Annotated in this window: 26 protein-coding genes; 8 read left to right on the top strand and 18 right to left on the bottom strand. The window is 73.8% G+C overall.

The features are described from left to right. Window positions 1-16 precede the first annotated feature (16 nt). Complete coding sequence (locus AB0946_RS16580) at window positions 17-790, top strand: FMN-binding protein (protein ID WP_366761305.1); 774 nt, start codon at window positions 17-19, stop codon at window positions 788-790. A 4-nt stretch (window positions 791-794) separates the two neighbouring features. Then, window positions 795-1,586, top strand: coding sequence for an FAD:protein FMN transferase (locus tag AB0946_RS16575; protein ID WP_366761465.1), 792 nt, complete (start codon window positions 795-797; stop codon window positions 1,584-1,586). A gap of 282 nt (window positions 1,587-1,868) precedes the next feature. On the opposite strand, the gene AB0946_RS16570 is transcribed toward AB0946_RS16575, so the two are convergent. The 11 genes from AB0946_RS16570 to AB0946_RS16520 form a co-directional block, all read right to left on the bottom strand. After that, the gene (locus AB0946_RS16570; protein ID WP_366761304.1) at window positions 1,869-2,636 is read right to left on the bottom strand and encodes a hypothetical protein; all 768 of its coding nucleotides are present in this window, start codon (window positions 2,634-2,636) and stop codon (window positions 1,869-1,871) included. Beyond that, window positions 2,626-3,213 (bottom strand): sigma-70 family RNA polymerase sigma factor, encoded by a 588-nt coding sequence (locus AB0946_RS16565; RefSeq protein ID WP_366761303.1) that lies wholly within the window; start codon window positions 3,211-3,213, stop codon window positions 2,626-2,628. The genes AB0946_RS16570 and AB0946_RS16565 overlap by 11 nt, the downstream gene beginning before the upstream one ends. A gap of 108 nt (window positions 3,214-3,321) precedes the next feature. Beyond that, window positions 3,322-3,867 (bottom strand): arginine repressor, encoded by a 546-nt coding sequence (locus AB0946_RS16560; RefSeq protein WP_171158036.1) that lies wholly within the window; start codon window positions 3,865-3,867, stop codon window positions 3,322-3,324. A 7-nt stretch (window positions 3,868-3,874) separates the two neighbouring features. After that, window positions 3,875-5,110 carry an acetylornithine transaminase gene (locus AB0946_RS16555; protein WP_366761302.1) on the bottom strand — a complete coding sequence of 412 codons (1,236 nt, stop codon included), beginning with the start codon at window positions 5,108-5,110 and terminating at the stop codon, window positions 3,875-3,877. Then, window positions 5,107-6,015 (bottom strand): acetylglutamate kinase, encoded by a 909-nt coding sequence (gene argB / locus AB0946_RS16550; RefSeq protein WP_366761301.1) that lies wholly within the window; start codon window positions 6,013-6,015, stop codon window positions 5,107-5,109. Before argB ends, AB0946_RS16555 begins: the two co-directional genes overlap by 4 nt. Then, entirely contained in the window at window positions 6,012-7,166 is a 1,155-nt protein-coding gene (gene argJ, locus AB0946_RS16545) for a bifunctional glutamate N-acetyltransferase/amino-acid acetyltransferase ArgJ (protein ID WP_366761300.1), read from the bottom strand. The genes argB and argJ overlap by 4 nt, the downstream gene beginning before the upstream one ends. A 115-nt stretch (window positions 7,167-7,281) precedes the next feature. Continuing rightward, a complete protein-coding gene (argC, locus tag AB0946_RS16540) occupies window positions 7,282-8,310 on the bottom strand; it encodes an N-acetyl-gamma-glutamyl-phosphate reductase (protein WP_366761299.1) in 1,029 nt (342 codons plus the stop codon). A 46-nt stretch (window positions 8,311-8,356) separates the two neighbouring features. After that, window positions 8,357-8,725, bottom strand: coding sequence for a GtrA family protein (locus AB0946_RS16535; protein ID WP_366761298.1), 369 nt, complete (start codon window positions 8,723-8,725; stop codon window positions 8,357-8,359). After that, window positions 8,725-9,675, bottom strand: a complete 951-nt coding sequence (locus tag AB0946_RS16530; RefSeq protein WP_366761297.1) for a glycosyltransferase family 2 protein — start codon at window positions 9,673-9,675, stop codon at window positions 8,725-8,727. Before AB0946_RS16530 ends, AB0946_RS16535 begins: the two co-directional genes overlap by 1 nt. 22 nt (window positions 9,676-9,697) lie before the next feature. After that, window positions 9,698-12,250 (bottom strand): YfhO family protein, encoded by a 2,553-nt coding sequence (locus AB0946_RS16525; protein WP_366761296.1) that lies wholly within the window; start codon window positions 12,248-12,250, stop codon window positions 9,698-9,700. Between the two features lie 247 nt (window positions 12,251-12,497). Beyond that, entirely contained in the window at window positions 12,498-13,100 is a 603-nt protein-coding gene (locus AB0946_RS16520; RefSeq protein ID WP_225811116.1) for an ABATE domain-containing protein, read from the bottom strand. 81 nt (window positions 13,101-13,181) lie between these two features. Here AB0946_RS16520 and AB0946_RS16515 point away from each other — a divergent pair, with 81 nt between their 5' ends. Continuing rightward, window positions 13,182-14,414 carry a cysteine desulfurase gene (locus AB0946_RS16515; RefSeq protein ID WP_366761295.1) on the top strand — a complete coding sequence of 411 codons (1,233 nt, stop codon included), beginning with the start codon at window positions 13,182-13,184 and terminating at the stop codon, window positions 14,412-14,414. 151 nt (window positions 14,415-14,565) lie between these two features. Further along, the gene (locus tag AB0946_RS16510) at window positions 14,566-15,033 is read left to right on the top strand and encodes a DUF6314 family protein (protein WP_366761294.1); all 468 of its coding nucleotides are present in this window, start codon (window positions 14,566-14,568) and stop codon (window positions 15,031-15,033) included. Here the strand turns inward: AB0946_RS16510 and AB0946_RS16505 are convergent. Genes AB0946_RS16505 through AB0946_RS16495 form a run of 3 tightly spaced genes read right to left on the bottom strand, consistent with a single transcriptional unit; the run spans window position 15,015 to window position 17,599 of the window. After that, window positions 15,015-15,608, bottom strand: coding sequence for a histidine phosphatase family protein (locus AB0946_RS16505; protein ID WP_366761293.1), 594 nt, complete (start codon window positions 15,606-15,608; stop codon window positions 15,015-15,017). The genes AB0946_RS16510 and AB0946_RS16505 overlap by 19 nt on opposite strands. A 49-nt stretch (window positions 15,609-15,657) precedes the next feature. After that, on the bottom strand, window positions 15,658-16,110 hold the full coding sequence (locus AB0946_RS16500) for a GNAT family N-acetyltransferase (RefSeq protein ID WP_366761292.1): 453 nt from the start codon (window positions 16,108-16,110) through the stop codon (window positions 15,658-15,660). 10 nt (window positions 16,111-16,120) lie between these two features. Continuing rightward, on the bottom strand, window positions 16,121-17,599 hold the full coding sequence (locus AB0946_RS16495) for a PLP-dependent aminotransferase family protein (protein WP_366761291.1): 1,479 nt from the start codon (window positions 17,597-17,599) through the stop codon (window positions 16,121-16,123). On the opposite strand from AB0946_RS16495, the gene AB0946_RS16490 reads away from it, so the two are divergent. Continuing rightward, entirely contained in the window at window positions 17,598-18,509 is a 912-nt protein-coding gene (locus AB0946_RS16490; RefSeq protein ID WP_366761290.1) for a DMT family transporter, read from the top strand. The two genes, AB0946_RS16495 and AB0946_RS16490, sit on opposite strands and share 2 nt — an antisense overlap. 19 nt (window positions 18,510-18,528) lie before the next feature. Continuing rightward, window positions 18,529-18,726, top strand: a complete 198-nt coding sequence (locus AB0946_RS16485; protein WP_171158007.1) for a DUF1918 domain-containing protein — start codon at window positions 18,529-18,531, stop codon at window positions 18,724-18,726. A 57-nt stretch (window positions 18,727-18,783) separates the two neighbouring features. Here the strand turns inward: AB0946_RS16485 and AB0946_RS16480 are convergent, their stop codons facing one another. Further along, window positions 18,784-20,049: a family 10 glycosylhydrolase gene (locus AB0946_RS16480; RefSeq protein WP_366761464.1), complete on the bottom strand. Its 1,266-nt coding sequence runs from the start codon at window positions 20,047-20,049 to the stop codon at window positions 18,784-18,786. 179 nt (window positions 20,050-20,228) lie between these two features. Between AB0946_RS16480 and AB0946_RS16475 the strand changes: the two genes are divergently transcribed. Then, window positions 20,229-21,089, top strand: a complete 861-nt coding sequence (locus tag AB0946_RS16475; protein ID WP_366761289.1) for a 3-hydroxybutyryl-CoA dehydrogenase — start codon at window positions 20,229-20,231, stop codon at window positions 21,087-21,089. 194 nt (window positions 21,090-21,283) lie between these two features. Then, window positions 21,284-21,544 carry a hypothetical protein gene (locus tag AB0946_RS16470; protein ID WP_171158001.1) on the top strand — a complete coding sequence of 87 codons (261 nt, stop codon included), beginning with the start codon at window positions 21,284-21,286 and terminating at the stop codon, window positions 21,542-21,544. 11 nt (window positions 21,545-21,555) lie between these two features. On the opposite strand, the gene AB0946_RS16465 is transcribed toward AB0946_RS16470, so the two are convergent. From AB0946_RS16465 to AB0946_RS16455, 3 genes are all read right to left on the bottom strand, one after another. Beyond that, window positions 21,556-22,092 (bottom strand): NUDIX hydrolase, encoded by a 537-nt coding sequence (locus AB0946_RS16465; protein ID WP_366761288.1) that lies wholly within the window; start codon window positions 22,090-22,092, stop codon window positions 21,556-21,558. A gap of 65 nt (window positions 22,093-22,157) precedes the next feature. Then, entirely contained in the window at window positions 22,158-23,498 is a 1,341-nt protein-coding gene (locus AB0946_RS16460) for a transcriptional regulator (protein WP_366761287.1), read from the bottom strand. A gap of 199 nt (window positions 23,499-23,697) precedes the next feature. Next, window positions 23,698-24,792: a PP2C family protein-serine/threonine phosphatase gene (locus AB0946_RS16455; RefSeq protein ID WP_366761286.1), complete on the bottom strand. Its 1,095-nt coding sequence runs from the start codon at window positions 24,790-24,792 to the stop codon at window positions 23,698-23,700. Between the last annotated feature and the right edge of the window lie 43 nt (window positions 24,793-24,835).

Genomic DNA, 24,835 nt, shown 5'->3' with positions numbered 1-24,835 from the left:
GCGGAGCTGCGAACCGATGAGGAAGAGCCACCCCGTGCGGCGGGTCGTGCTGGCCACCGCCGCGACCGTGTCCGGCGTCGTGCTGCTGCTGTCGCTGAAGCCGGCGTCGGATCCGGCCGCCGCGTCGGCGGCGGGCGCGGCCCCCCAGGCGACGGCGGCCGGGCAGGAGTCGCCGCAGGGCGGAGCGCGGGGCGCGGCCCCGGCGGGCTCCGGCACGGTGACCGGTGACGCGGTGCGCACGCAGTACGGGGCCGTGCAGGTACGGCTGACCGTCAGCGGCGGCAAGATCACGAAGGCCGAGGCGGTACAGGCACCCAAGGGCGGCCTGAGCGACCAGAAGACCCAGCTCGCCGTCCCCAGGCTCAACCAGGAGGCCGTGGCGGCGGGAACGGCGGACATCGACGCCGTCTCCGGGGCGACGTACACCAGCGAGGGCTACAAGAAGTCGCTGCAGTCCGCGCTGGACAAGATCGGGCCGGCGTCGTCGGGCACCGCCGGCACGGCCGGCCCGGCGCAGGCGCGGACCGTCACCGGGAAGGCCGCCCAGACCCCGTACGGGCCCGTCCAGGTGCGGATCACGGTCGCCGACGGCAAGATCACCAAGGCCGAGGCGGTACAGGCACCCAAGGGCGGCCTGAGCGACCAGAAGACCCAGCTCGCTGTCCCCCGGCTCAACCAGGAGGCCGTGGCGGCGGGAACGGCGGACATCGACGCCGTCTCGGGAGCCACCTACACCAGTACCGGCTACCGGCAGTCCCTTCAGTCGGCCCTGGACCAGGCCGGTGGCTGACACGATGGCCGAGGAGGCTCAGGCGCCCGCCGCGGTGCGTCACGCGGAGGAGGTCATGGGGACGGTCTTCTCCTTCGACGTCCGCGGCGGGGAACCGGACGCGGTACGGGCGGCGCTCGCCGAGGCCGTCGCCGGGCTGCACCGGGCGGACGCGCTGTTCAGCACCTACCGCGAGGACAGCGAGGTGTCGCGGCTGGCCCGGGGTGAGCTGGAGGTCTCCCGGTGCGCCCCCGAGGTGGCCGAGGTGCTGGAGCTGGCGGCCGAGGCGGAGCGGGTGAGCGAGGGGTGGTTCAGCACCCGTTACCGGGGCTCGCCGGACCCCACCGGCATCGTCAAGGGCTGGGCTGCCGAGCGGGCGGCGCGGCTGCTGGCGGCGGTGGCAGGGGTGCGGGGCGTGAGCGTCAACGGGGGCGGGGACGTGCAGTTGCTGGGCGCGCCGGAGCCGCAGCGCGCCTGGCGGGTGGGGGTCTCCGATCCGCTCCGGCCCGGCGGGCTGGCGGCGGTGGTCTCGGCGGCGGGCACGCAGGAGCTGGCGGTGGCGACGTCCGGTACGGCGGAGCGGGGGGCGCACATCGTGGACCCGCGCACCGGCCGGTCAGCGGTGACGGACCTGGTGGCGGTCACGGTCGTGGGACCGCGTCTGACGTTCGTCGACTGCTGGGCCACGGCCGCGTTCGCGATGGGTTCCCGGGCGGGGCTGGCCTGGCTCGAGTCCCTGCCGGACGTGGAGGCCCTGCTGATCACCGCCGGCGACGAGGTGCGGTGCACCGGGGGGCTGGCGGCACGGCTGGGCTGAGGGCGGCCCGCTCCCGGTACAGCGTGCGGGAGCTCACGCGGCTCCCGGTCCACCGTGCGGGATTTTCCCCTCCGTGAGCCGTCCGACCCGGTCCCGACGGCCGTCCGGTCCATGGGTCCCGCACCGGGAACGAGCCGGACGACGGCACGGGCGGCAGCGGCCCGGGCGGCCGGTGCCCGCGACCGGAGCGCGGGGCGCCGCCGATCGCGTCCCGGCGGTGCGGCCCGCCGTCACCGCGCTCGGACCTGCCCGTGCCGGCCCGCGACGGGTGGGCCGGCCGGCTCACGTCTCCGGGGTGACGACCTGCGCCTTCCGCAGCTGCGCGGTGGCGAGGACGGTGCCGTCGGACGACGCCAGACGGGCCCCGGAGTACCGGGTGAGGTCGACGGGGACGGCCACGCCCCAGGCGCCGTGGCCGTCGCGCACGGGGAAGTCGCCGACGCGGACGCTGGTGCCGTCGGCGCGCTCCAGGAAACAGGTGACCGTCCCGGTGTACCGGGTGCCGGGGCGGGTGAGCGCGACGGTCAGGAACATCCAGCCGGGGGTGCCGGGGTGGGCGTAGACCTCGCCGGCGGACGGCCCGCCGCGCCCGGCCGGGGTCATGTCCCCGACGAGCACCGGCTCGGACTCGACGGCGGGCGGCGGCGAGGCGGTGACCTCCTCGACGGCGGTGCCGACCGCCCAGCCGGCGAATCCGACGGCGACGGCGAGCGCGGCACCGGCCGCGGCGACCCGTACCCGGGCCCGCCGGGCGCGGTGGCGCAGGCCCCGGCGCGGGGGGCCGAGGACGCCCGCCGGCCGCCGCCCGGGTGCCGCCGACCGGGCGAGGCCGCGCGCCACACGGGTCTCGAAGCCGGGCGGCGGCTCGCGGTCCGGGAGCAGCCCGGCCAGCCGGTCGCCGACCAGGGTCAGTTGCCGGACGTACTCCCGGCAGTCCGCGCACCGGTCCAGATGGGCGACCGCCTCGGCCCGCTCGCGGCCGGGCAGCACGCCCAGAGCCAGCTCGGGACCGGCCTCCCGCAGCTTCTCGCAGTTCGCGTCACCGGACATGGTCGCCCCGTTCCCGAGAGGCGACGGCGGCGCGCAGCCGTGCCATCGCCGTCCTGATCCGCGTCTTGGCGGTACCCAGCGGGATCCGCTCCGCGTCGGCGACCTGCCGGGCCGTCATGCCGTAGACGCCGGCCATCATCAGCGCCCTCGCCTGTTCCCGTGGCAGCCCTGCCAGGGCGGACCGGACCTGGGCGGACGCCTCGTCGGCCAGTGCCCACCGCTCGGGGGTCTCGGTGACGGCGTCCAGGAGGGCTTCGAGGTCCTCGGGAGCCACCGGCTCCGTCCGCCGCGCCCGGACCGCGTCGACGGCCAGGTTGTGCGCGATGGCCGTCAGCCAGGTCATGACCGAGCCGCGACGCGAGTCGTAGATCTGCGCGTGGCGCCACGCGCGCTCGAACGTCTGCTGGGCGACGTCCTCGGCGAGCTGCTGGTCCCCGGTGACGGCCATGGCCACACCGAAGACCCGGCGCTGGAACCTCCGTACGAAGATGACGGCCAGCTCCGGATCTCCGGCGGCCAGCCCGGACAGCAGAGCCTCGTCCGGGAGGCGGCCGACGGCGAACCGGTAACCCGACACACCTCTGTGTACGTTCGACGGCCGCCAGGGGATTGCCCGTCCCCCTGCCCGCTCGCCGCGGAAGATCACATGCTCATTCTGCGTCCGCCGGCCGGGCCCCGCACGCGGTCAGTGCCCGTTCTGCGCCAGCCGCAGCAGGTGGTCGGCCAGGGCCTGGCCCCCGCTGGGCTCCCGGCTGATCAGCAGCAGCGTGTCGTCGCCGGCGATCGTCCCGAGGATGTCGTGCAGTTCCGCCTGGTCGATGGCGGAGGCGAGGAACTGCGCGGCCCCCGGAGGAGTGCGCAGAACCACCAGGTTCGCCGAGGCCTCCGCGGAGATCAGCAGCTCCTGGGAGAGCCGCCGCATCCGCTCCTCCTTCGCCGACTCCCCCAGCGGAGCACGGGGCGTGCGGAAGCCGCCCTCGCTCGGCACCGCGTAGATCAGGTCACCGTCGGTGTTGCGGATCTTCACCGCGTTCAGCTCGTCGAGATCCCGGCTGAGCGTCGCCTGGGTCACGCTCAGCCCGTCGTCGGCGAGCAGCTTCGCCAGCTGGCTCTGCGACCGCACCGGCTGCCGGTTGAGGATGTCCACGATCCGCCGGTGCCGTGCGGTGCGGGTCTGCGGCACGGCGGGCCCGGCGCCGTTCGCGGCCTCGTGGTCCTGCGCCTCGCTCATCGTCGTCTCATTCTCCGGATCGTCCTTCCCCGTCGGCGGGGTTCGCCGCGTCGAGGATGCCGGGCAGCGCCCGGAGCAGCGCACCCGCCTCGTCGTCGCGCAGATTCAGCGGCGGCATGAGCCGTACGACGTCGGGGGCGGGCGCGTTCACCAGGAACCCGGCCTCCTGAGCCGCCTCCTGCACCTGCGGTGCGCGCGGCCCGGTGAGCACGATACCCAGGAGCAGGCCCGCACCCCGGACATGATCGACCAAGGGGTGGCCCAGCGCCTCGACACCGTCCCGCAACCTCTCGCTCTGCCGCTTGACGTTGTCGAGCAGGCCCTCGCCCTCGATGGTGTCGAGCACGGCGAGCCCGGCGGCGCACGCGACCGGATTGCCGCCGAAGGTGGTCCCGTGCTGGCCGGGCCGGAGCAGTTCGGCGGCCCGGCCGAAGGCCACGGTCGCGCCGAGCGGCAGCCCCCCGCCGAGCTGCTTGGCGAGGGTGACGACGTCGGGCAGCACGCCCTCGTGGGCCTGGTACTCGAACCAGGTGCCGGTCCGCCCGATGCCGGTCTGCACCTCGTCCAGGACGAGCAGCGCACCCGTGGCGGCGGTGATCGCGCGGGCCGCCTTGAGGTAGCCGGCCGGCGGCACGACCACGCCGTTCTCGCCCTGGATCGGCTCGATGACCACCAGGGCGGTGTCCTCGGTGACGGCGGCGGCCAGCGCCTGCGCGTCGCCGTAGGGGACGTGGGTGACCTCGCCGGGCAGTGGCCGGAAGGGTTCCTGCTTGGCGGGCTGGCCGGTGAGCGCGAGGGCGCCCATCGTGCGGCCGTGGAAGCCGCCGTCGGTGGCGACCACGTGGGTGCGCCCGGTGAGCCGGCCGATCTTGAAGGCGGCCTCGTTGGCCTCGGCGCCGGAGTTGCAGAAGAAGACCCGGCCCTCCCGGCCGAACAGCGCCAGGAGCCGTTCGGCGAGGGCGACGGTGGGCTCGGCCATGAAGAAGTTGGAGATGTGGCCGAGGGAGCCGATCTGCCGGGTCACGGCCTCGACGACCGCGGGGTGGGCGTGGCCGAGCGCGTTGGTGGCGATGCCGCCGACGAAGTCGAGGTACTCCCGGCCCTCGGCGTCCCAGACCCGGGTGCCCTCGCCGCGGACGAGGGGCAGCCGCGGGGTGCCGTAGTTGTTCATGAGCGCGCCCTGCCAGCGCTCGGTCAGCTCCTGGTTCCCCTGGTGGCCCTGGTGGCCCTGGTGATCCGTCACTGCGCGTCCCCCTCAAGCTCGTCGGGCACGACCATGGTGCCGATGCCCTCGTCGGTGAAGATCTCCAGCAGGATCGAGTGCTGGACCCGGCCGTCGATGACGCGGGCGGTCCTCACGCCGTTGCGCACGGCGTGCAGGCAGCCCTCCATCTTCGGCACCATGCCGGAACTGAGCTCCGGCAGCAGCTTCTCCAGCTCCGAAGCGGTGAGCCGGCTGATCACCTCGTCGGAGTTCGGCCAGTCCTCGTAGAGGCCCTCGACGTCGGTGAGGACCATGAGGGTTTCGGCGCCCAGTGCCGCAGCGAGTGCCGCAGCCGCCGTATCAGCATTGACGTTGTAGACATGTCCGTCGTCCTGGGAGCGGGCGATCGAGGAGACGACCGGGATGCGGCCGTCGGCGAGCAGCGCCTCGATGGCGCCCGTGTCGAGGGCGGTGATCTCGCCGACCCGCCCGATGTCGACCGGCTCGCCGTCGATCTGCGGGGTGTGCTTGGTGGCGGTGATGGTGTGCGCGTCCTCGCCGGTCAGGCCGACGGCGAACGGGCCGTGCTGGTTGAGCAGGCCGACCAGCTCGCGCTGCACCTGCCCGGCCAGCACCATCCGTACGACGTCCATGGCGTCCTCGGTGGTGACGCGCAGGCCCGCCTTGAACTCGCTGACGATGCCGTGCCGGTCGAGGGCGGCGCTGATCTGGGGGCCGCCGCCGTGCACGACGACGGGCTGGAGACCGGCGTGCCGCAGGAAGACGACGTCCTGGGCGAAGGCGGCCTTCAGCTCCTCGTTCACCATGGCGTTGCCGCCGAACTTGATGACGACGGTCTTGCCGTGGTGCCGGGTCAGCCAGGGCAGCGCCTCGATGAGGATCTGGGCTTTCGGCAGTGCCGTGTGTTTCCGCGTCGTGGTCATGAGGAGTAGGCGCTGTTCTCGTGGACGTAGTCGGCGGTCAGGTCGTTGGTCCAGATGGTCGCGGTCTCGGCGCCGGCGGCGAGGTCGGCCACGATGTGGACCTCGCGGTAGCGCATGTCGACCAGGTCGCGGTCCTCGCCGACGCTGCCGTTCTTGCAGACCCAGACACCGTTGATGGCGACGTTGAGCTGGTCCGGTTCGAAGGCGGCCTTCGTGGTGCCGATCGCGGAGAGGACGCGGCCCCAGTTGGGGTCCTCGCCGTGGATCGCGCACTTGAGGAGGTTGTTGCGGGCGATGGAGCGGCCCACCTCGACGGCGTCCTCCTCGCTCGCCGCGTTGACCACCTCGACCCGGATGTCCTTGCTCGCGCCCTCGGCGTCGCCGATGAGCTGCCGGCCGAGGTCGGCGCAGACCTGCCGCACGGCCTCGGCGAAGTCCTCGTACCGCGGGGTGACGCCGGAGGCGCCGGAGGCGAGCAGCAGGACGGTGTCGTTGGTGGACATGCAGCCGTCGGAGTCGACGCGGTCGAAGGTGACCTTGGTCGCCGCGCGCAGGGCCCGGTCCAGGGTCGCCTCGTCCAGGTCGGCGTCGGTGGTCAGGACGACGAGCATGGTGGCGAGGCCCGGGGCGAGCATGCCCGCTCCCTTGGCCATGCCGCCGACGGTCCAGCCGCCCTCGCCGCTGACGACGGACGTCTTGTGGACGGTGTCGGTGGTCTTGATGGCGATGGCGGCCTTCTCGCCGCCGTGCTCGCTCAGCGAGGCGGCGGCCGTCTCCACGCCCTTGAGGACCTTGTCCATGGGGAGCGGCACGCCGATCAGGCCGGTGGAGCAGACGGCGACCTCGATGGCGCCCCGGCCGAGCACCTCGGCGGTCTTCTCGGCGGTGGCGTGGGTGTCCTGGAAGCCCTGGGGACCGGTACAGGCGTTGGCGCCGCCGGAGTTGAGGACGACCGCCGAGACCTGGCCGCTCTTGAGGACCTGCTCGGACCAGAGCACCGGCGCGGCCTTCACGCGGTTGGAGGTGAAGACGCCCGCGGCGGCACGGCGGGGCCCGTTGTTGACCACGAGGGCCAGGTCGGGGTTGCCGTTCTCCTTGATCCCGGCGGCGATCCCCGCCGCCGTGAATCCCTTGGCTGCCGTGACGCTCACTGCATCTCCTTGTTCGCTTCTCCGCCCGTGCAGCGCAGCGGTGCGGCCGTCGTCGTCGTCCGCGGCCCGGGGGCTGCACGCACTTCCCCGGCTACCGCCGGGAGGTGCCCCCCGCTCACGGTGCGACTCCGATCGTGGAAAGCCCGGTGGTCTCGTCGAGACCCAGGGCGATGTTCATGCTCTGGACGGCACCGCCCGCGGTGCCCTTGGTCAGGTTGTCGATGGCGCTGATCGCGATGATGCGGCCCACGGCGGCGTCGTACGCGACCTGCACCTGAACGGCGTTGGAACCGTGGACGGACGCCGTCGCGGGCCACTGGCCCTCGGGGAGCAGGTGGACGAAGGGCTCGTCGGCGTAGGCCTTCTCGTAGGCGGCGCGCACCGCGTCGGCCGTGACCCCCTCGGCGGCGGACGCGCTGCACGTGGCGAGGATCCCGCGCGGCATGGGGGCGAGGGTGGGGGTGAAGGAGACCTTCACCGTCCTCCCGGCCACCCCGCTGAGGTTCTGGATCATCTCGGGGGTGTGCCGGTGGCCGCCGCCGACGCCGTACGGCGACATGGAGCCCATGACCTCGCTGCCGAGCAGGTGCGGCTTGGGGGCCTTGCCCGCGCCGGAGGTGCCGGACGCGGCGACGATCACCGCCTCGGGCCCGGCGAGTCCGGCCGCGTAGGCCGGGTACAGGGCGAGGGAGACGGCGGTCGGGTAGCAACCGGGCACCGCGATGCGCCTGGACCCCGCGAGCCGGGCGCGGGCACCGGGGAGTTCGGGGAGGCCGTAGGGCCAGGTGCCGGCGTGCGGGGAACCGTAGAACCGCTCCCAGTCGGCCGGGTCCTCGAGCCGGAAGTCGGCGCCCATGTCGATCACGAGGACGTCGGGTCCGAGCTGCTCGGCGACGGCGGCGGACTGGCCGTGCGGCAGCGCGAGGAAGACCACGTCGTGCCCGGCGAGGGCCTCGGGCGTGGTCTCGGCCAGCACGCGGTCGGCCAGCGGCAGCAGATGCGGCTGGAGCGCGCCGAGCCGCTGTCCGGCGTTGGAGTTCCCGGTCAGGGCACCGATCTCGATCCCGGGGTGTGCGAGGAGCAGGCGCAGGACCTCTCCGCCCGCGTATCCGCTCGCCCCGGCCACCGCCGCACGTACCGCCATGTCCATCCTCCTCCTGGATGGCATGACTATACGTATCGCTGCACGTTTATGCAATCGATCCAGGTGACATCACCCGGCGCGAGACGAGGAAGGTGACCGGGATCGCCGCCGCGGAGGCGAGGAGCGGGGCGAAGCGGCTGCCGGCGTGCAGGAGGTCGACGACGACGTAGACGCCCGCCGTGGTGATCAGGAAATTCGTCACGTTCGTCAGCGGGAAGAGCAGGAATTTCCGCCAGGTGGGCCGGGTCCGGTAGGTGAAGCGCGCGTTCAGGAAAAAGGACCCGACCATGCTGAGCAGAAATGCCAGGATGTGCGCGGCCAGATAGGGAAGGGCCGTCAGGAACAACAGGTAAAGACAGTAGTAGGCCGCCGTGTTCACGACGCCGACCGCCGCGAAGGTCAGAATCTGCCGCATCAGGGGATGAGATCTTTCGTCCGTTCCACGTTGGTCGCCTTCACCAGGAAGTGCGGGCGCCCCTTCACCTCGTAGTAGATGCGGCCGGTGTACTCCCCGATGACTCCCAGCATGACCATCTGAACGCCCGCGAGGGCGGTGACGGCGGTGATGATGGTCACATAGCCGGGGGTCTGGACGCCGTGGACGAGCGCGGCGCCCACGATCCAGGCGGTGTAGAGGCCCGCGCACAGCAGCAGGGCCACACCGAGCCAGAGTGCGGCGCGCAGCGGGCGGTTGTTGAAGGACAGCAGGCCGTCGAGGCCGTAGTTGAGCAGGCCGCGCAGGTTCCAGGAACTGCGGCCGGCCTCGCGCGCGGCGTTGCGGTACTCGAAGGTGGTGCTCGGGAAGCCCACCCAGGCGAACAGGCCCTTGGAGAACCGGTTGTACTCGGTGAGCGCCAGCACCGCGTCCACCACCCGGCGCGACAGCAGCCGGAAGTCCCCCACGCCGTCGACGAGTTCGACGTCGACCAGCCGGTTGACGAGCCGGTAGTACAGCCGGGCGGTGAGGGTCCGGGTGAACCGGTCGCCGGTGCGGGTGCGCCTGGCGATGACCTGGTCGTGGCCCTGTTCGCGCAGCTCGACCATGCGCCTGATCAGCGCCGGCGGGTGCTGGAGGTCGGCGTCCATGACGATCACCGAGTCGCCCGAGGCGTGCCGCAGACCCGCGAGCAGGGCCGCCTCCTTGCCGAAGTTGCGGCTGAGGGAGACGTAGCGCACCCGGGAGTCGAGGTCCGCCAGCGACCTGAGGACCGCGAGCGTCCGGTCCCGGCTGCCGTCGTCGACGTACACGAACTCCATGTCGTGGCCCAGGGGCAGCAGTTCCTCGGCGACCTTCTGGACCTCCTCGTGGAAGCGGGCGAGGACGTCCTCCTCGTTGTAGCAGGGCGCGACGATCGATATCAGCATGCGGGGTCCCCCCTGGGCGCGGTCAGTGAGCGGCGGTCAGGCGCTCGCGCGGCGATGTGGTCGTGGGCGGCGCCGGGGCGCGCCGGCGGCGGACGGCGGTGAGGGCGGTGAGCACGACGAGCGTCAGCAGCGAGGCGGCGCCCACGGCCGTGCCCAGCCGCAGGCCGGGTGGGTGGAAGGTGCAGGTCAGGCTGGTGGCGGTGCCGTCGAGGGGCACGGCGATCAGGCCGTGGAAGACGCCGGCGGGCCGCTCGGGGCCGTCGCCGGTGGCGCAGCGCCAGCCGGCGATCCGGGGGGCCGCGACGACCGCGACGCCCTTGCTGCCGGCGCGCAGCCGGGCCCGCACGGTGGCACCGGAGACGGTCACCTCGGTGGCGCCGCCCGCCTTCAGGCGGGCGGCGGCGGTGGCCAGCCGCGCCGGGTCCAGGCAGCCGACGGCGGCGGACGGGATGCGCCCGGGCCGGTCCGGCCGCAGCTCGATCCGCAGCGGACCCGGGGCGGGGGCGGTGCCGAGCGGCTCCATGGCGGCGCGGGTGCGCGGGAACTGGGAGCGGAACCGGGCGGGCTCCCCGGCGCCGGCGAGCCGCGCGGTGCCGGAGAAGTCCGGGGCCCACAGGTGGACCTGGGTGCCGGCCGGGCACCGGGCGGTGATCGTCGGCCGGACCAGGGCGTTGCCGGTGCCGACCCGGCGGGACGGGAGGGGCCGCCCGTCGTCGTCGCGCACGGTCACGCGGGACACGGTGTAGACGCGGCTGCCGAGCAGCAGTTCCTGGTTGCGGTACGGCGACGGTCCGAACGGTGTCCTGTCGGGCGCGGCCCGGACGGTGACCAGCGGCGGTACGTCCCGGCGGGTGACGGTCACCGGCCCGGCGTACGGGGACAGGTACTTCTGGTGCGGGTCGGGCGGGGAGTGCACCCGGGCGCCGACGGAGAAGACGACGTCCGTGACGGCGTTGTCCAGGCTCTGCAGGTTGCGGCCGCGCGAGGTCCAGCCGTCGCCGAGGGCGGTGAGGGTGCGGCTGAGGACGTCCGAGGTCAGGCTGCTGTAGTACTGGGCGCCCTCACCGCCCACCAGCAGCGGGTCGTTGCCGACGGTCTGCTCGCGGCCGGGGTCGGTGCGGTACCGCGGCCAGTCGTCGGCCCCGGCGATCGCCGCCGCCTGCGTCTCCTGCCGCTCGCCCCAGGGCTCGTAGTCGTCCAGGTGCCCGAGGCGCAGCCGGGTGGCCACGGCCGAGGTGGCGGCCGTCTCGCCCACCTGGGCGCCGAGGAGCAGGACGACGGCCAGCCCGGCGAGCCGGGCGCGGTGTCCGGCGCGGCCCAGCAGGACCAGGCCGCCGACCGCGCCCGCGAGGGCGAGCAGCAGCACCGGCCAGGTGTACGGCCGGACCAGCGTGCTGCGGCTCGCGACGGCGACGACCAGCACGAGCAGGGCGGCCGCGGCACCGAGGGAGCGCCGGTCGGGCAGGCCGTACGCCACCGCGTGCCAGGCGGCGACGACCAGCAGGCCGCACAGCACGAACGCCTGCCGGTAGGCGCTGCCCTGCGGGGTGGCGAAGGCGTGCCACAGCAGGTGGGTGGGGCCCCACTGGAGGGAGAGGGCCACCAGGAGCACCAGCGCCGTCCAGCCGGCGCGCACCCGGACCGGCACCGCCCGGTGGAAGGGCAGGGCGAGCGCGAGGAGCAGGGCGGTGACGCCGACGTAGAGGGCCGGGGAGCCGAAGCCGTAGGTCGCGGGCAGCAGCCGGGCGGCCACGTCCTCGGTGGGCACGGGCGCGAACCGGCGTACGCGGCCGGGGTAGGCGTGTTTCGTGCCGAAGTAGACGACCGTGACGAGCGGGGCGGCGAGGCCCGTGCCGAGGACGGTGGTGAGGGCGGCGCGGCCGGCGGTGGCGAGGGCCTGCCGGCGCGGCGGGCGCGCGAGCAGCAGGCGCAGCAGCAGGACGAGGGCGGCGCCGAGGGTGGCCATGTAGGCGGTGTAGAAGTTGGCGGTCCAGGCGAGGGCGACGACGAGGACGCCGGTCAGGCGCCGGCGTCCGGTGAGCGCCCACTCGCCGACCAGGCACAGCAGCGGCAGGGCGATCAGGCCGTCGAGCCACATGGGGTTGTAGGAGGCGTCGGCCGTGCTCCAGCCGCACAGCGCGTACGAGGTGCCGAGCAGGCCCGCCGCCCACCAGCGGCCGGGGCGCAGGGTGAGCAGCAGCCAGGCCATGGCCGCCGCCGCGGAGGCGGTCTTCAGCACGGTGACGGCGTAGACGGCGAGGTCGATGCCGTCGCGTGGGAAGAGGGCGACGAGCAGGGCGTAGGGGCTGCCGAGGTAGGTGCCGAGGTCGGGCAGGAAGCCGGCGCCGTAGCCCGACTGCCAGTTGACGAGGAGGCCGCCGTGGCCCCGGCCGTGCAGCAGGTCCCACAGGTGGGCGTGGAAGGGCACGTACTGGTTGCCGAGGTCGTTGACGCTGCGGGTGCGGGGGCCGAAGGGATAGCCGCGCGCCAGCACGTCACCGGCACAGAAGGCGGTGACCGTGACGGCGGCGGCGAGCAGGGCGGCGGCCTGCCGCGGCCGGGAGACCGCTTTCACACCCTGTTCCTGTCCGGGTGCCGCTGCGGGTTCCCGTGCGCGGTGCCGCTTTCGCCGGGCTCGGTATTGCGGTGCATTTTCGGCGGTCCTCACGGAATGTGTGCCCCATCGATTCGCCGACTTAGACGGAGCGGGATTCCGGATGGTTGCGCGCCCGCCGGAAAATGAGGCGGCCTCTTCCGAACACGGGAAACACCGGGTGAATTTAATGTCCTGCCGGAAAACATTCGCTTTCCGGTGGGTGTTCTCAGGGTGAACCGGCCTTGCGGGCCGCGTAGGCCCGGGCCGCCCGGACCCGGTTGCCGCACTTGGTGGTGCACCAGCGGCGGGCGCCGTGGGAGCGCAGGAACCAGCGGGCGCACCCCTGGGCGGCGCACTCGGTGAGCAGGTCCGCGTCGGCGCCGGTGAGCAGGTCGGTGGCGTCCTCGGCGAGCTGGGACAGCGCGGCGGCGGCCGGGTTGCCGGTGTCGGGGACGTCGGCGCGGCGGGGGCCGTCGGCGGTCCAGGCGAGCCGGGGCGTGGCGGGGGCGGCGGCGAGGGTGGCGTTGAGGGTGTCGAGGGCGTCGGCGGGCGGCCGCGTCCCGGCGGCCCGGGCGGCGAACAGGGCCCGCAGCGCCTCGCGCAGGGCCCGCAGCCGGCCGGACTGCCTGCCGTTCAGGCTCACCCGGTCGGGCAGCAGCGCGTGCCGGACCAGCCACAGATGGGCGGCCTCGGTGTCGTCGAGCAGGTCGACCTGCCCGTGGCTGACCGTGAACCGGGTGTTGACCAGCGCCAGCGCGGCGTACTCGTCCTCGCCGGGGACGGGGAGCTGGCGCAGGTGGACGGGGGCCTCGTGATGCACGGCTCTCATGGTAATCCTTGCGGTTCCGCGTGAGGAGAACGTAGCGTGTCTCACGGTGAATCAGGTACGAAACCGTGAGAGGTGAGCGTCGTGGGCTTCGACGTGGACGCGCTGCGCAAGGACTTCCCGATCCTTCGGCGGACGGTGGCGAGCGGCGCGCCGCTCGTCTACCTGGACTCCGGGGCGACCACCCAGAAGCCCCTCCAGGTGCTGGACGCCGAGCGGGACTTCTACCTCACGCACAACGCGGCCGTGCACCGCGGGGCGCACCAGCTGGCGGGCGAGGCGACGGAGGCGTACGAGCAGGCCCGGCACGCCGTCGCCCGGTTCATCGGCGCGGCCGACGACGAGGTGGTCTTCACCAAGAACACCACCGAGGGCATCAACCTGGTCGCCTACGCGCTGGGCAACGCCGGCCGGCTCGGCCCCGGCGACCGGATCGTGGTGACCGAGATGGAGCACCACGCCAACCTGGTCCCCTGGCAGCAGCTCGCCGAGCGGACCGGCGCCACGCTCGACTGGTTCGGTCTCACCGACGACGGCCGCCTCGACCTGTCCCGGGCGGACGAACTGCTGGACGAGCGCACCAAGGTGCTCGCCCTCACCCACCAGTCCAACGTCCTCGGCACCATCAACCCCGTGCGCGCCCTCGCCGACCGCGCGCACGCGCACGGCGCCCTCGTGGTCGTGGACGGCGCCCAGTCCGTCCCGCACCGCCCGGTCGACGTGGGCGGGCTGGGCGCGGACTTCCTCGCCTTCTCCGGGCACAAGATGCTCGGCCCGAACGGCGTCGGTGTGCTGTGGGGCCGCGCCGGACTCCTCGCCGGGCTGCCGCCGTTCCTCACCGGCGGCTCGATGATCGAGATCGTGGAGATGGACCGCACCACCTTCCTGCCGCCGCCGCAGCGCTTCGAGGCGGGTGTGCCGATGACCGCGCAGGCGGTGGGGCTCGCGGCGGCGGTGGAGTACCTGGAGCGGCTGGGCATGGCCGAGGTGGCCGCGCACGAGGACACGCTCACCGCGCGCGCCCTCGAGCTGCTCGCCGAGGTGCCCGGGGTCCGGGTGGTCGGTCCCGCGGACCTCACCGACCGGGGCTCGGCCGTCTCCTTCACGGTCGACGGCGTCCACCCGCACGACGTCGGCCAGGTGCTGGACGAGCGGGGCGTCGCCGTGCGTGTCGGCCACCACTGCGCCCGTCCGATCGTCCGCCGCTACGGCATCCCGGCGACGACCCGGGCGAGCTTCTACGTCTACAACACCCTGGACGAGGTGGACGCGCTGGTGGACGGCGTCCGGGCGGCGCAGAAGTACTTCGGGGTGTGACCCGCGGGTCCGCAGGAGAAGGTCTCCGCCGGGCGTGGGCCGCCGCCCCTCGGACATGACCTTGCCGCCGTGCCCGACGGCGGTCGAGCGCGTCGACGGGGCCACCGGCACCCCGCACCCGGCGGCACCGGGGCCGCGTAAGCTCCGGGACATGCGTGAGTTCTGGCCGGTGCCCGACGTGCTGGCCCATCTGGCCGGGCGGTGGCGCGTCGAACGTGACGTGCGGGACCTGGCGAGCGGGGACGAGGGGCACTTCACGGGGACGACCGACTTCACCGCGCTGGACGGCGGCGGTCTGCTGCACGAGGAGTCCGGCACCTTCACCTGGCAGGGGGTGGCCCGGCCCGCCACCCGGACCCTGCGCTTCCTGCCGGGACCCGGGCCCGGCCGGGCCGACGTGCGGTTCGCGGACGGGCGGCCCTTCCACGAACTGGACCTCACCACGGGCCGGTACGTCGCCGGCCACCCCTGCGCGGCCGACCTCTACCGCGGCGAGTTCACCGTCCGGGACGCCGACCACTGGCGCACGGTCTGGCGCGTCGGCGGACCCGCGAAGGACCTCGTCCTCACCACCGACTACGTGCGCGAGACAGCGGCCCGCTATCCGCGCGAGGCCTGAGCCCGGACCCCGTCGAAGCGGAGGTTCCAGCGGCCGGAGCGGCCCGTGACCGTCGTCGTGGACAGCGGGCGGACGTCGATGTTCCAGTAGGACGAGGGGGGCGCCTTCAGCGCGTAGACCAGGGCCGCCCGGATCACGGACGGCTCGGCCACGGCGACGATCCGGCCGCCGTCGTCCGCAGGCCGGGTGTCCAGCCAGCCGCCGACCCGGGAGATGAACGCCAGCAACGACTCGCCGCCGTGCGGGGTGGACCGCGGGTCGGCGAGCCAGGCGTCCACCGCGTCCGGCTCCCGGGCCATCGCCTCGCCCAGCGTCAGCCCCCGCCAGCGGCCCATGTCGCAGTCCCGCAGCGCGAGCTGGACCAGCGGGGCGTAGCCCAGGGCGTCGCCGGTGGCCCGGCTGCGGGGCGTCGGCGAGCAGTAGCGCAGCTCGGCCGCGGCCAGCGGCAGCAGGTCCCCGGCGACACGCTGCACCTCGTCCCAGCCGCCCTGGTCCAGTGGCCGGTCGTCCTCGAAGCGCTCCGCGAGCAGCGCGGCACCGCGCGCGGCGGCGACGAACGTCACCCTCAGTGGCATGCGGTGATGGTGGGCCCCGGCGCGCAGCAGGTCAAGAGAAGGGGCGTGGTCAGGCGTCGGCCGGGCGCCCGAAGGTGTGCACCATGTACAGCTCGGGACGGTCCAGCGGACGGAAGCCCAGCTTCTCGTAGACCCCGTGCGCGTCCTGCGTCGCCAGCAGCAGCCGGCGCAGGCCGAGCGGCTCCAGGTGCGCGCGGACGCGGGCGACGAACGCCGTGCCGAGGCCCTTCCCGCGCACCGACGGGTCGACGTACACATCGGCGAGCCAGGCGAAGAGCGCCTGGTCGGTGACCACGCGCGCGTACGCCACCTGCTCCCCCGAGGACGTGTCGTACACGCCGTAGTTCATCGAGGACGCCATCGCCCGCTCGTGCTTCTCCCGCGTGCGGCCGACCGCCCAGTACGCGTCGGAGGACAGCCAGCCGTGCACGCGCTCCACGTCGACGCGGCCGGAGTCGGCGGAGAACTCGTATCCCTCGGGCAGGGCGGGTGCATCGCTCATACGGTGATCCTCACAGGCCCGGCTGCTCGGTGACGAGCGGATTTCGCACGGCCTCGTCGTACGCCGCCCGCAGCCGCCGCACCCCCTCCGCGATCTCCCCGGTGCCGGCGACCGCGGCGAAGCTCAGGCGGAGGTGGGCGGCGGGGGGTTCGGCGCTGAAGTAGGGGCGGCCCGGGGTGACGGCGACGCCGGCGCGCAGGGCCGCCGCGGTCAGCGCGGCCTCCGCCCCGGAGCCGACGGCACCGTCGGGCAGGCGCACCCACAGGTGGTAGCCGCCGGACGGGATGTGCGGCAGGGCCAGGTCCGGCAGCTGCCGGGCGAGCGCGCCGGTCATGGCGTCACGGCGGGTCTTCAGCTCGGCCGACAGCGCTCGCAGGTGGCGGGGCCAGGCCGGGGAGCCGACGAGTTCCAGGGCGGCCTCCTGGAGCGGCCGGGGGACGAAGAAGCTGTCCACGACCTGGATGGCGCGCAGCCGTTCCAGCACCGGCCCGTGCGCGGCCAGGGCGCTCACCCGGAAGCTGGGCGAGGTCGCCTTGGTCAGCGAGCCGACGTGGACGACGACGCCGTCCGGGTCGTCGGCGGCCAGCGGGCGGGGCAGCGGGGCGGCGTCGGCGTGCACGAGCCGGCGGACGTAGTCGTCCTCGACGACGAACGCGCCGGCCTCGCGGGCGATGCGCAGCACCTCGGTGCGCCGGGTGGGGGCCAGCACCGCGCCGGTGGGGTTCTGGAACAGCGGCTGGCAGACGAAGACGCGGGCACCGGTGGCGTGGAAGGCGTCCGCGAGCAGGTCCGGGCGCACCCCGTCGGGGTCGACGGGCACCGGGACGGGCCGCAGTCCGGCCGCGCGGGCGAGGGCCAGCATGCCCGGGTAGGTGGGCGACTCCACGAGCACCGGGGCACCCGGCGGGGCGAGCGCGCGCAGGGCGGTGGCCAGCGCGGCCTGACCGCCGGCGGCGATCAGCACCTCGGCCGCGGTGACGGCACCGCCGATCCCGCGCGCGAACCACTCCCGCAGCTCCGGCAGCCCCTCCAGCGGCGGTCTTCCCCAGGCGCCGGGCCGCCGCCCGGCCCGGGCGAGGGCCGCCGCCATGGCGCGCTCGGGCTGGAGCGAGGGGTGCAGATAGCCGCCGCTGAGCTCCAGGACCCCGGGGGGCGGCGCGGCGAGCGAGACCGTGACGCCGGAGGCGTCCACGGTGCGCGGTACGAGGTCGGCGGCGCCGTCGGCGCTCAGCGCGACCTCCTGCCAGGAGGTGTCCCCGGCGGGGGTCTCGCCGCGGTGCGGCCGGGCCCGGAAGGCGCCCGCGCCGGGCCGGGTGACCACCAGGCCCTCGGCGGCGAGCCGGGCGAGCGCCCGGGAGACGGTCACCGGGCTCACCCGGAACCGTTCGACCAGCGCCCGGCTCGATGGGAGCTTTCCACCCGGAGAGTAGCGGTCGAGCTCCCTTCTCAGCTGTTCCGCCAGTTCACCCACACTGCTACGCTCATGCATGAGAGCACAGAGTAGCGCTACTACCGCGAGTCCGATAGCAGTCAGCGCCCCCGGGGAGCTGCAGGGACTCGGCACCGTCCAAGCGGCCCTCGGCGTGGTCGCCTTCTCCCTGACCTTCCCCGCGACCGCCTGGGGCCTGGAGAGCTTCGGCCCGTGGTCGCTGGTGGCGGTGCGCGGCGTCCTCGCCGCACTCGTCGCCGGCGGCTGTCTGCTGGCTCTGCGCGTACCGCTCCCGGCGCGGCGGCATCTCGCCGGACTGTCGGTGGTCGCCGCCGGAGTGGTGCTCGGCTTCCCGATGCTGACCACGCTCGCGCTGCAGACGTCCACCACGGCCCACGCGGCCGTCGTGGTGGGCCTGCTGCCGCTGACCACCGCCGTGTTCTCGGCCCTGCGCACCGGCGCCCGGCCCTCCCGCCGGTTCTGGCTGGCGGCCGTGGCGGGCGCGGCGGCCGTGCTCGCCTTCACCGTCGGCCAGAGCGGCGGCGCGCTCACCACGGCCGACGGCTATCTCTTCGGGGCGCTGCTGGTGTGCGCGGCCGGGTACACCGAGGGCGGCCGGCTGGCCCGGGTCATGCCGGGCTGGCAGGTCATCGGCTGGGCGCTGGTGCTGTGTCTGCCGCTGACCGTGCCGGCCGCGGCGCTGGCGCTGTCGTACGAACCGGTGCGCCTGGGCGTGCACGGCGCGGCCGGCCTGCTCTGGGTGGCGCTCGGTTCGCAGTTCCTCGGGCTGGTCGTCTGGTACCGGGGGATGGCGGCCATCGGCATACCCCGGGCCAGCCAGTTGCAGTTGGCTCAGCCCCTGCTCACACTGGTGTGGTCGGCGCTGCTGCTGGGCGAGCACTTCACGGTGGCCGCTCCCCTGACCGCCCTCGCGGTGCTCGTGTGCATCGCCGTCACTCAGCGGTCGTGATCGTGAGGAGGGCCTGTAGATGCGCGCATCCAAGGGCGACAAGCTGGTCCAGCACGGCAGGGTGGTGGGTCAGCACGACCACGTCTCGGAAGTGGTGGAAGTGCTCGGGCAGGAGGGCAACCCGCCCTACCGCGTCCGCTTCGAGGACGGGCACGAGGCGATCATGTCCCCCGGACCCGACTGCCAGGTCAAGCACAGGGACGAGCAACAGCACTAGGGTCCTGCGTTCGGATCGGACCCGCGAGCCCGGCATGATCCGAACGCAAGGCCCTGGTCAGCGCGGTGGTTCCGCCGGCCCGGGGTAGTGGTCGGCGACCACCCGTGCCATCGCGCCGATCGGATCGGCCGCCACGTCCGCGGCGGCGAAGAACACGTGCCCGCGCACCTGCGGGTACCGGGCGGCGAGGGTCAGGTGCCGGGACAGTTCGACCGGGTCCCGCCAGGCGGACGACTCCCCGGCGGCGCCCGCCCGGTACAGGGCCTCGCCGATGTACAGCCGGGTGCCGGTGCCCTGGACAGCCGCCGCCCACCACTCCAGAAGCCGGGCGTAGTCGGCGGCGGGGTCCCCGATGTGCCAGTAGAGCTGCGGGACGACGTAGTCGATCCAGTGGTTGCGGACCCAGGTGCGGGTGTCCGCGTACAGGTCGTCGTACGTCTCCACGCCCGCCTCGGTGTCGGAGCCGCGGGGGTCGGTCGACGCGTTGCGCCACACCCCGAAGGGGCTGACGCCGAACCGGGTGCCGGGCCGGACCCGCTTGATGCCGGCGGCCGTCTCGCGCACGAGCGTGTCGATGTTGTTCCGGCGCCAGGCGGCCCGGGAGGAGAAGGCGCCGCCGTGGCGGTCGTACGCGTCGTCGTCGTCGAAGCTCTCCCCGTCGACCGGGTAGGGGTAGAAGTAGTCGTCGAAGTGGACGGCGTCGACCGGGTAGCGGGCGACCGCGTCGAGGATCGCCTGCCGCACGAAGGCGCGGACTTCTGGCAGGCCGGGGTTGTAGTAGAGCCGGCCGTCGTAGGTCACCACCCAGTCGGGGTGCCTGCGGGCCGGGTGCGAGGCGGTCAGCCGGCCCGGGTCGGTGTGCTGGGCGATCCGGTACGGGTTGAACCAGGCGTGCAGCTCCAGGCCCCGGGCGTGCGCCTCCCTCACGGCCGTGCCGAGCGGGTCCCAGCCCGGGTGCCTGCCCTGCGTGCCGGTGAGGTACTCGGACCAGGGTTCGTACGGCGACGGCCACAGCGCGTCGGCCGTGGGCCGCACCTGGAGGATCACGGTGTTGAGCCGGTCGCGGACCGCGCGGTCGAGGTGGGTGATCAGCTCCTCGCGCTGCGCGCTCGCCGTGAGGCCGGTCCGCGAGGGCCAGTCCCGGTTGGCGACGGTGGCGATCCAGACGCCCCGCATCCGGGCGGCGGCGCGCGCGGCGCGGCCGGTGGGGTGCGACACGGGAGCGGGGCCGGCCCGGCCCGGGGCCGGCGCGCTCCGCGTGGGCACGGCCGGTACCGTGGCCAGCGTGGACAGCGCGCCCAGGGCGAAGGTCCGCCGCGCCATGCGCCCCATCGGCACACCTCCGAACGCTCGGGATCCGCTCCGTCACGGATCGCTGTGCGGTTGAGGATCCCCCACCCCGGCGATCGATCATCGATACTTGGCGGTAACGTGCACGATCGGAGCAGGCGCCGAACCCGGAGGTCTGCCAGCGAGCCGGAGAACTCAGCGAAGGGAACGATGTGACCGACATCGAGCGCGTCGGAGTCGTGGGCTGCGGCCAGATGGGCGCGGGCATCGCCGAGGTGTGCGCCCGCGCCGGCCTGGACGTGAAGGTCGCCGAGACCACCGGCGAGGCCCTGGAGATCGGCCGTACCCGGCTGTACAACTCCCTGGCCAAGGCCGCCGAGCGCGGCAAGATCTCCGAGGAGGAGCGGGACGCCACCCAGGCGCGGCTGAGCTTCACCACCGACCTCGGCGAGTTCGCCGACCGGGATCTGGTGATCGAGGCCGTCGTCGAGAACGAGCAGGTCAAGACCGAGATCTTCCAGGTGCTCGACCAGGTGGTGACCCGGCCGGACGCGATCCTGGCCTCCAACACCTCCTCGATCCCGCTGGTGAAGCTGGCGGTGGCCACCTCCCGCCCGGACCACGTCGTCGGCGTCCACTTCTTCAACCCGGCCCCCGTGCAGCAGCTGGTCGAGCTGATCCCGGCGCTCACCACCTCCGAGGGCACGCTCAGCCGCGCCCAGGTCTTCGCCGAGAAGGTGCTCGGCAAGCACGCCATCCGCGCCCAGGACCGCTCCGGCTTCGTGGTGAACGCGCTGCTCGTGCCGTACCTGCTGTCCGCGATCCGGATGTTCGAGTCGGGCATCGCGAGCCGCGAGGACATCGACAACGGCATGGAGATGGGCTGCGCCCACCCGATGGGCCCGCTGAAGCTGTCCGACCTGATCGGCCTGGACACCATCGTCTCCATCGCCAACTCGATGTACGCCGAGTACAAGGAGCCGCTGTACGCCGCTCCCCCGCTGCTCCAGCGCATGGTGGAGGCGGGCCGGCTCGGCCGCAAGACCGGCTCGGGCTTCTACACCTACGGCTGACTACGAACAGCGACGCCCACGGGCCCGGCACCGGATTCAGGTGCCGGGCCCGTCCGTTTCACACACCGTGTGCGCGCCGGGCACGCATATGCCCGCCACACACGCTCCCCACGCGCCCACCAGGCGAGTTGACTCATCATGCGCATGCAAGGGATGCGGAACCATCCATTTCGACCACCGAAAGGAGCGGACCTGTGACCGCCGAACCGGAGCATCCCGTGGTCCATGGAGAACTCGCAGAGTTACGGCGCCGCCTCGACGTGGCCTACGCCCGCGTCGAGGGAGGACTGGCGCTGCTGCGTCACCGTACCGAGGAGACCGCCAAGGAGCTGGACGAGCTGAACACCCGGATGGCCTCGCTGGAACACGCACGCTGGCCGCTGCCCTCGCTCGCCGCGCTGACCGCGCTCGGTGCGCTGGTGGTGACGGTGTGGCAGGCGCTGGCCGCCCGCTAGCCGCCGGCTCCCTAGCCTTCCGCGAGCCTGAGGTGGTGCAGCAGGAGTAACGCGGCCGCCATGTTGGCGGCCGGGACCTCCCCACGGGCGATCAGGTCGGGGACGAGTTTCAGGGGCACCCATTCCCGCCGGTCCGACTCGAAGTCGTCCACGGGGTGCCCGATGTACTCGCCCCGGTCGGACCAGTAGACGTGGTGCCGGGCGTCGGTGAGGCCGTTGGACGGCTCCACGCTGATCAGGTGGTGCAGGGGCCCCGGCCGCCAGCCGGTCTCCTCCTCCAGTTCCCGGGCCGCGGCGCTCGCGATGTCCTCGCCGTCCTCGACGACGCCCGCGGCCAGCTCCCAGCCCCAGCTGTCGGTGATGAAGCGGTGCCGCCACAGCAGCAGCACCTCGTTGGCCTCGTTGACGACCGTGGCCACGGCCACGGGGCGCAGCCGGATCAGGAAGTGGTCGAGGTGCCGGCCGTCCGGCAACGCGACGTCCGCGAGATTGACGCGGAACCAGCGGTTTTCATACACAGTCTGTTCGCTTTGTTTCGTCCACTGCACGGTTCTGCCACCTTCCGCCGAGTAAGTGGCAATATCGCAGCAGGGACGGTGTGCCTACAGGGGGCCTACAGCGGTACGCGCAGTGCCCCGTCGATGAGTTCGGCGGCTTCGGCGGTGCCGGCCGAGCCGCACCGCACCAGATGCTCGCGTACCGCGCGCAGTCTGTCGCGCAGCCGCTGGGACTCCATTCCCCGTGCCTGCTCCGCCATCTGCACGGCGGTGACGACGGCCTTGTCGGCGTTGCCCTGGCGCAGTTCGATGGTGCTGAGCATGGCCAGCCGGTGCACCCGCCCCCGGTCGTGGGCCGGGTTGTCCACGGCCGCCGCCGCGTGCTCCCGGGCGGCGGCGAGCTCCCCGAGGCTCAGCAGCGCCTCGGCCACCTGCACGTTGACCAGCCCCGGCTGGACGTACCCGGTCTCGTCGGGCTCGTAACCACGCCGGATGCGCTCGGCCGCCGTCTCCGCCCGCCGGATGCACGACAGCGCGCTCGTGCCGTCCCCGAGGTGCGCGTACGCCTTGGCCTGCATCGCGTACAGGTCGGAGGCGAGCGCCGGGGTGATGTGCCGGCCGGCGGCGCGCAGCGCGGCCTCGGCGAAGGCGACGGCCTGCCGGTACTCCCGCATGAACAGCGACTGGTTGACCAGCAGCGCGATGACGTACGCCCCGAGACCGCGGTCCCCGCTGGCCTTCGCCAGCCGCAGCGCCTGGTGGAAGTAGCGCTGGGCGAGCCCGTGCGCGTCGGAGTCGTACGCGCAGATGCCCGCGATCGCCACCAATCCGCCGGTGGCCCGGTGCAGTTGACGGCCGGTGGCGTCGGTGTAGCTGCCGCGCAGCAGCGGCGCGGCCTCGGCGTTGAGGAATCCGACGATCCGTGAGCGGGTCGCTACCCCGCCGGTCTTGCGGTACATCTGTTCGTAGTGCGTCCGGGCGGCGCGGAGCATCTCGATGTCGGCCGTGGTCACCGGGTGCCGGCCGCCCCGGGACACGTCGACGTCCTCGGGCGGGTTCTCCCACTCCCACACCGGCATCACCGCCGGGGTCCCGGTGACGGCCGGGGCGCCCAGCACATGCGGCCGTTGCTGTTCGTCCGAGCGCCACAGGGCGGTGGCCCGCTCCACGAACCCGCCCAGCGAACCGGGGTGCGGGGTGCTGGGCTCACCGGGCACGCCGAGCCCGATGTCGTCGAGCGTGACGGGGCGTTGCAGCCGCGCCGCGAGCACCTCGCAGATCAGGTCGGGCACCTGGCCGCGGGGCCGCTGGCCCTTCAACCAGCGCGCGACGGCGGTGTGTTCGTAGCGCAGCGCGAGTCCGCGGGCGCGGCCCGCCTGGTTGACGTGGGCGGCGAGGCCGGCGTGCGAGATGCCCGCCTCGTCCAGGATGGCGTCGAGCAGGGTGTTGGGCTGCATGGGATGCCCCCCGAGTGGCCTGGTGCGGTCAGCGTAGTGGCTCGGCGTTCACACGGGGTGTGAACCGAGTGCCCGTATCCGCGGCGTACGCGCGCTGTCGCGGAGCGTGTCGGTCCGGTTGACTGAGATGCCTCGCAAGAGGCCGGCCGGGCCGCCGGCTCCCCCTCGAACGACGGCGGCCCGGCCGGGGTCCCGGCGGCTAGCGGTACGTCGTCGGCTGCGGGTGGGTGGGTGCCGTGCCCGCGCACGCGGCGTCGCCGACGTCGTCGCCGCGCGCCCCCGGGGAGTCGCGGCCCGCCCCTCGCCGGCCGTTCCGCAGGACCAGTACCGCGACGTCGTCCGTCGTCCTGCCGAGCGTGTGGCGCAGGAGGCCCGTGAAGACGGTGCGCAGGACCTTCTGGGGTGAGACGGGGTGGTCGCGGACGGCCCCGCGCAGGGCCTCCGGCAGCGAGAAGAACCGTCCCCGGCCGTCCCGGGCTTCCTCCGCCCCGTCCGTGAAGAGGACCAGCGACTCCCCCGGACGCAGCCGGCCGCAGGGCAGCACCTCCAGCTCCGCCGGCAGCGGGAACGGCCCCAGCGGCGGAAGGGGGTCCGCGCCGGTCAGCTGCTCGACCCTGGTCCCCCGCAGCGCGTACGGCCACGGATGGCCGCAGTTGAGGGCGCGCAGGCCGCCGTCCCCGCCGATCTCCAGGAGGAGCACGGTGACGAACTCCTCGGCGACCGGGTGGTCGAGGTCTCGGGGGCCGTGCGCGGGGTGTTCGGCGCGGGCACGTTCGCGCAGGTGGCGGGCGAGGGCGCGGTCCAGTCTGCGGAGCACCCGGTCGAGGTCCGGCTCGTCGTGGGCGGCCTCGCGGAAGCTGCCGAGGAGGGCGGCGACGGTGCCGAGGGCGGCCAGGCCGTGCCCGCGTACGTCCCCCATCACCACCCGGACGCCGTGCTCGGTGGCGACGGCCTCGTACAGATCGCCGCCGACGCTCGCGCCCCGGTCGGCGGAGAGCTGGGCGGCGGCGACGTCGATCCCGTCGAGCCGTGGCGGCAGCGGCCGCAGGACGACGTCCTGCGCGGCGTTCGCCGCCCGCCGGGCGAGCCGCAGCTCCCGCAGCAGGGAGCGGCGGACATGGACTATGAGGCCGGTGCCGACCGCGAAGAACACGGCACTGGTGACGATGCGGGCCCCGAGCCCGTTCTGCTGGGCGAGCGGACAGCCGAACTTGTAGCCGACCGCGACGGCTCCCCAGACCGTGGGCAGTACTGCCACCCGCCCGGTGGGCGCCCGTGCCTTGATGCGGATCATGCCTCTGGTCCCCCATATGGGCCTGACAGAGGAATCGGACCGG

The sequence above is a fragment of the Streptomyces sp. NPDC046870 genome, from assembly GCF_040704595.1.
In the GTDB taxonomy this organism is placed as follows: Bacteria; Actinomycetota; Actinomycetes; order Streptomycetales; family Streptomycetaceae; genus Streptomyces; species Streptomyces argyrophylli.
The sequence above is the reverse complement of the archived record's forward strand: the minus strand, read 5'-3'. Positions and strand labels throughout refer to the sequence as shown.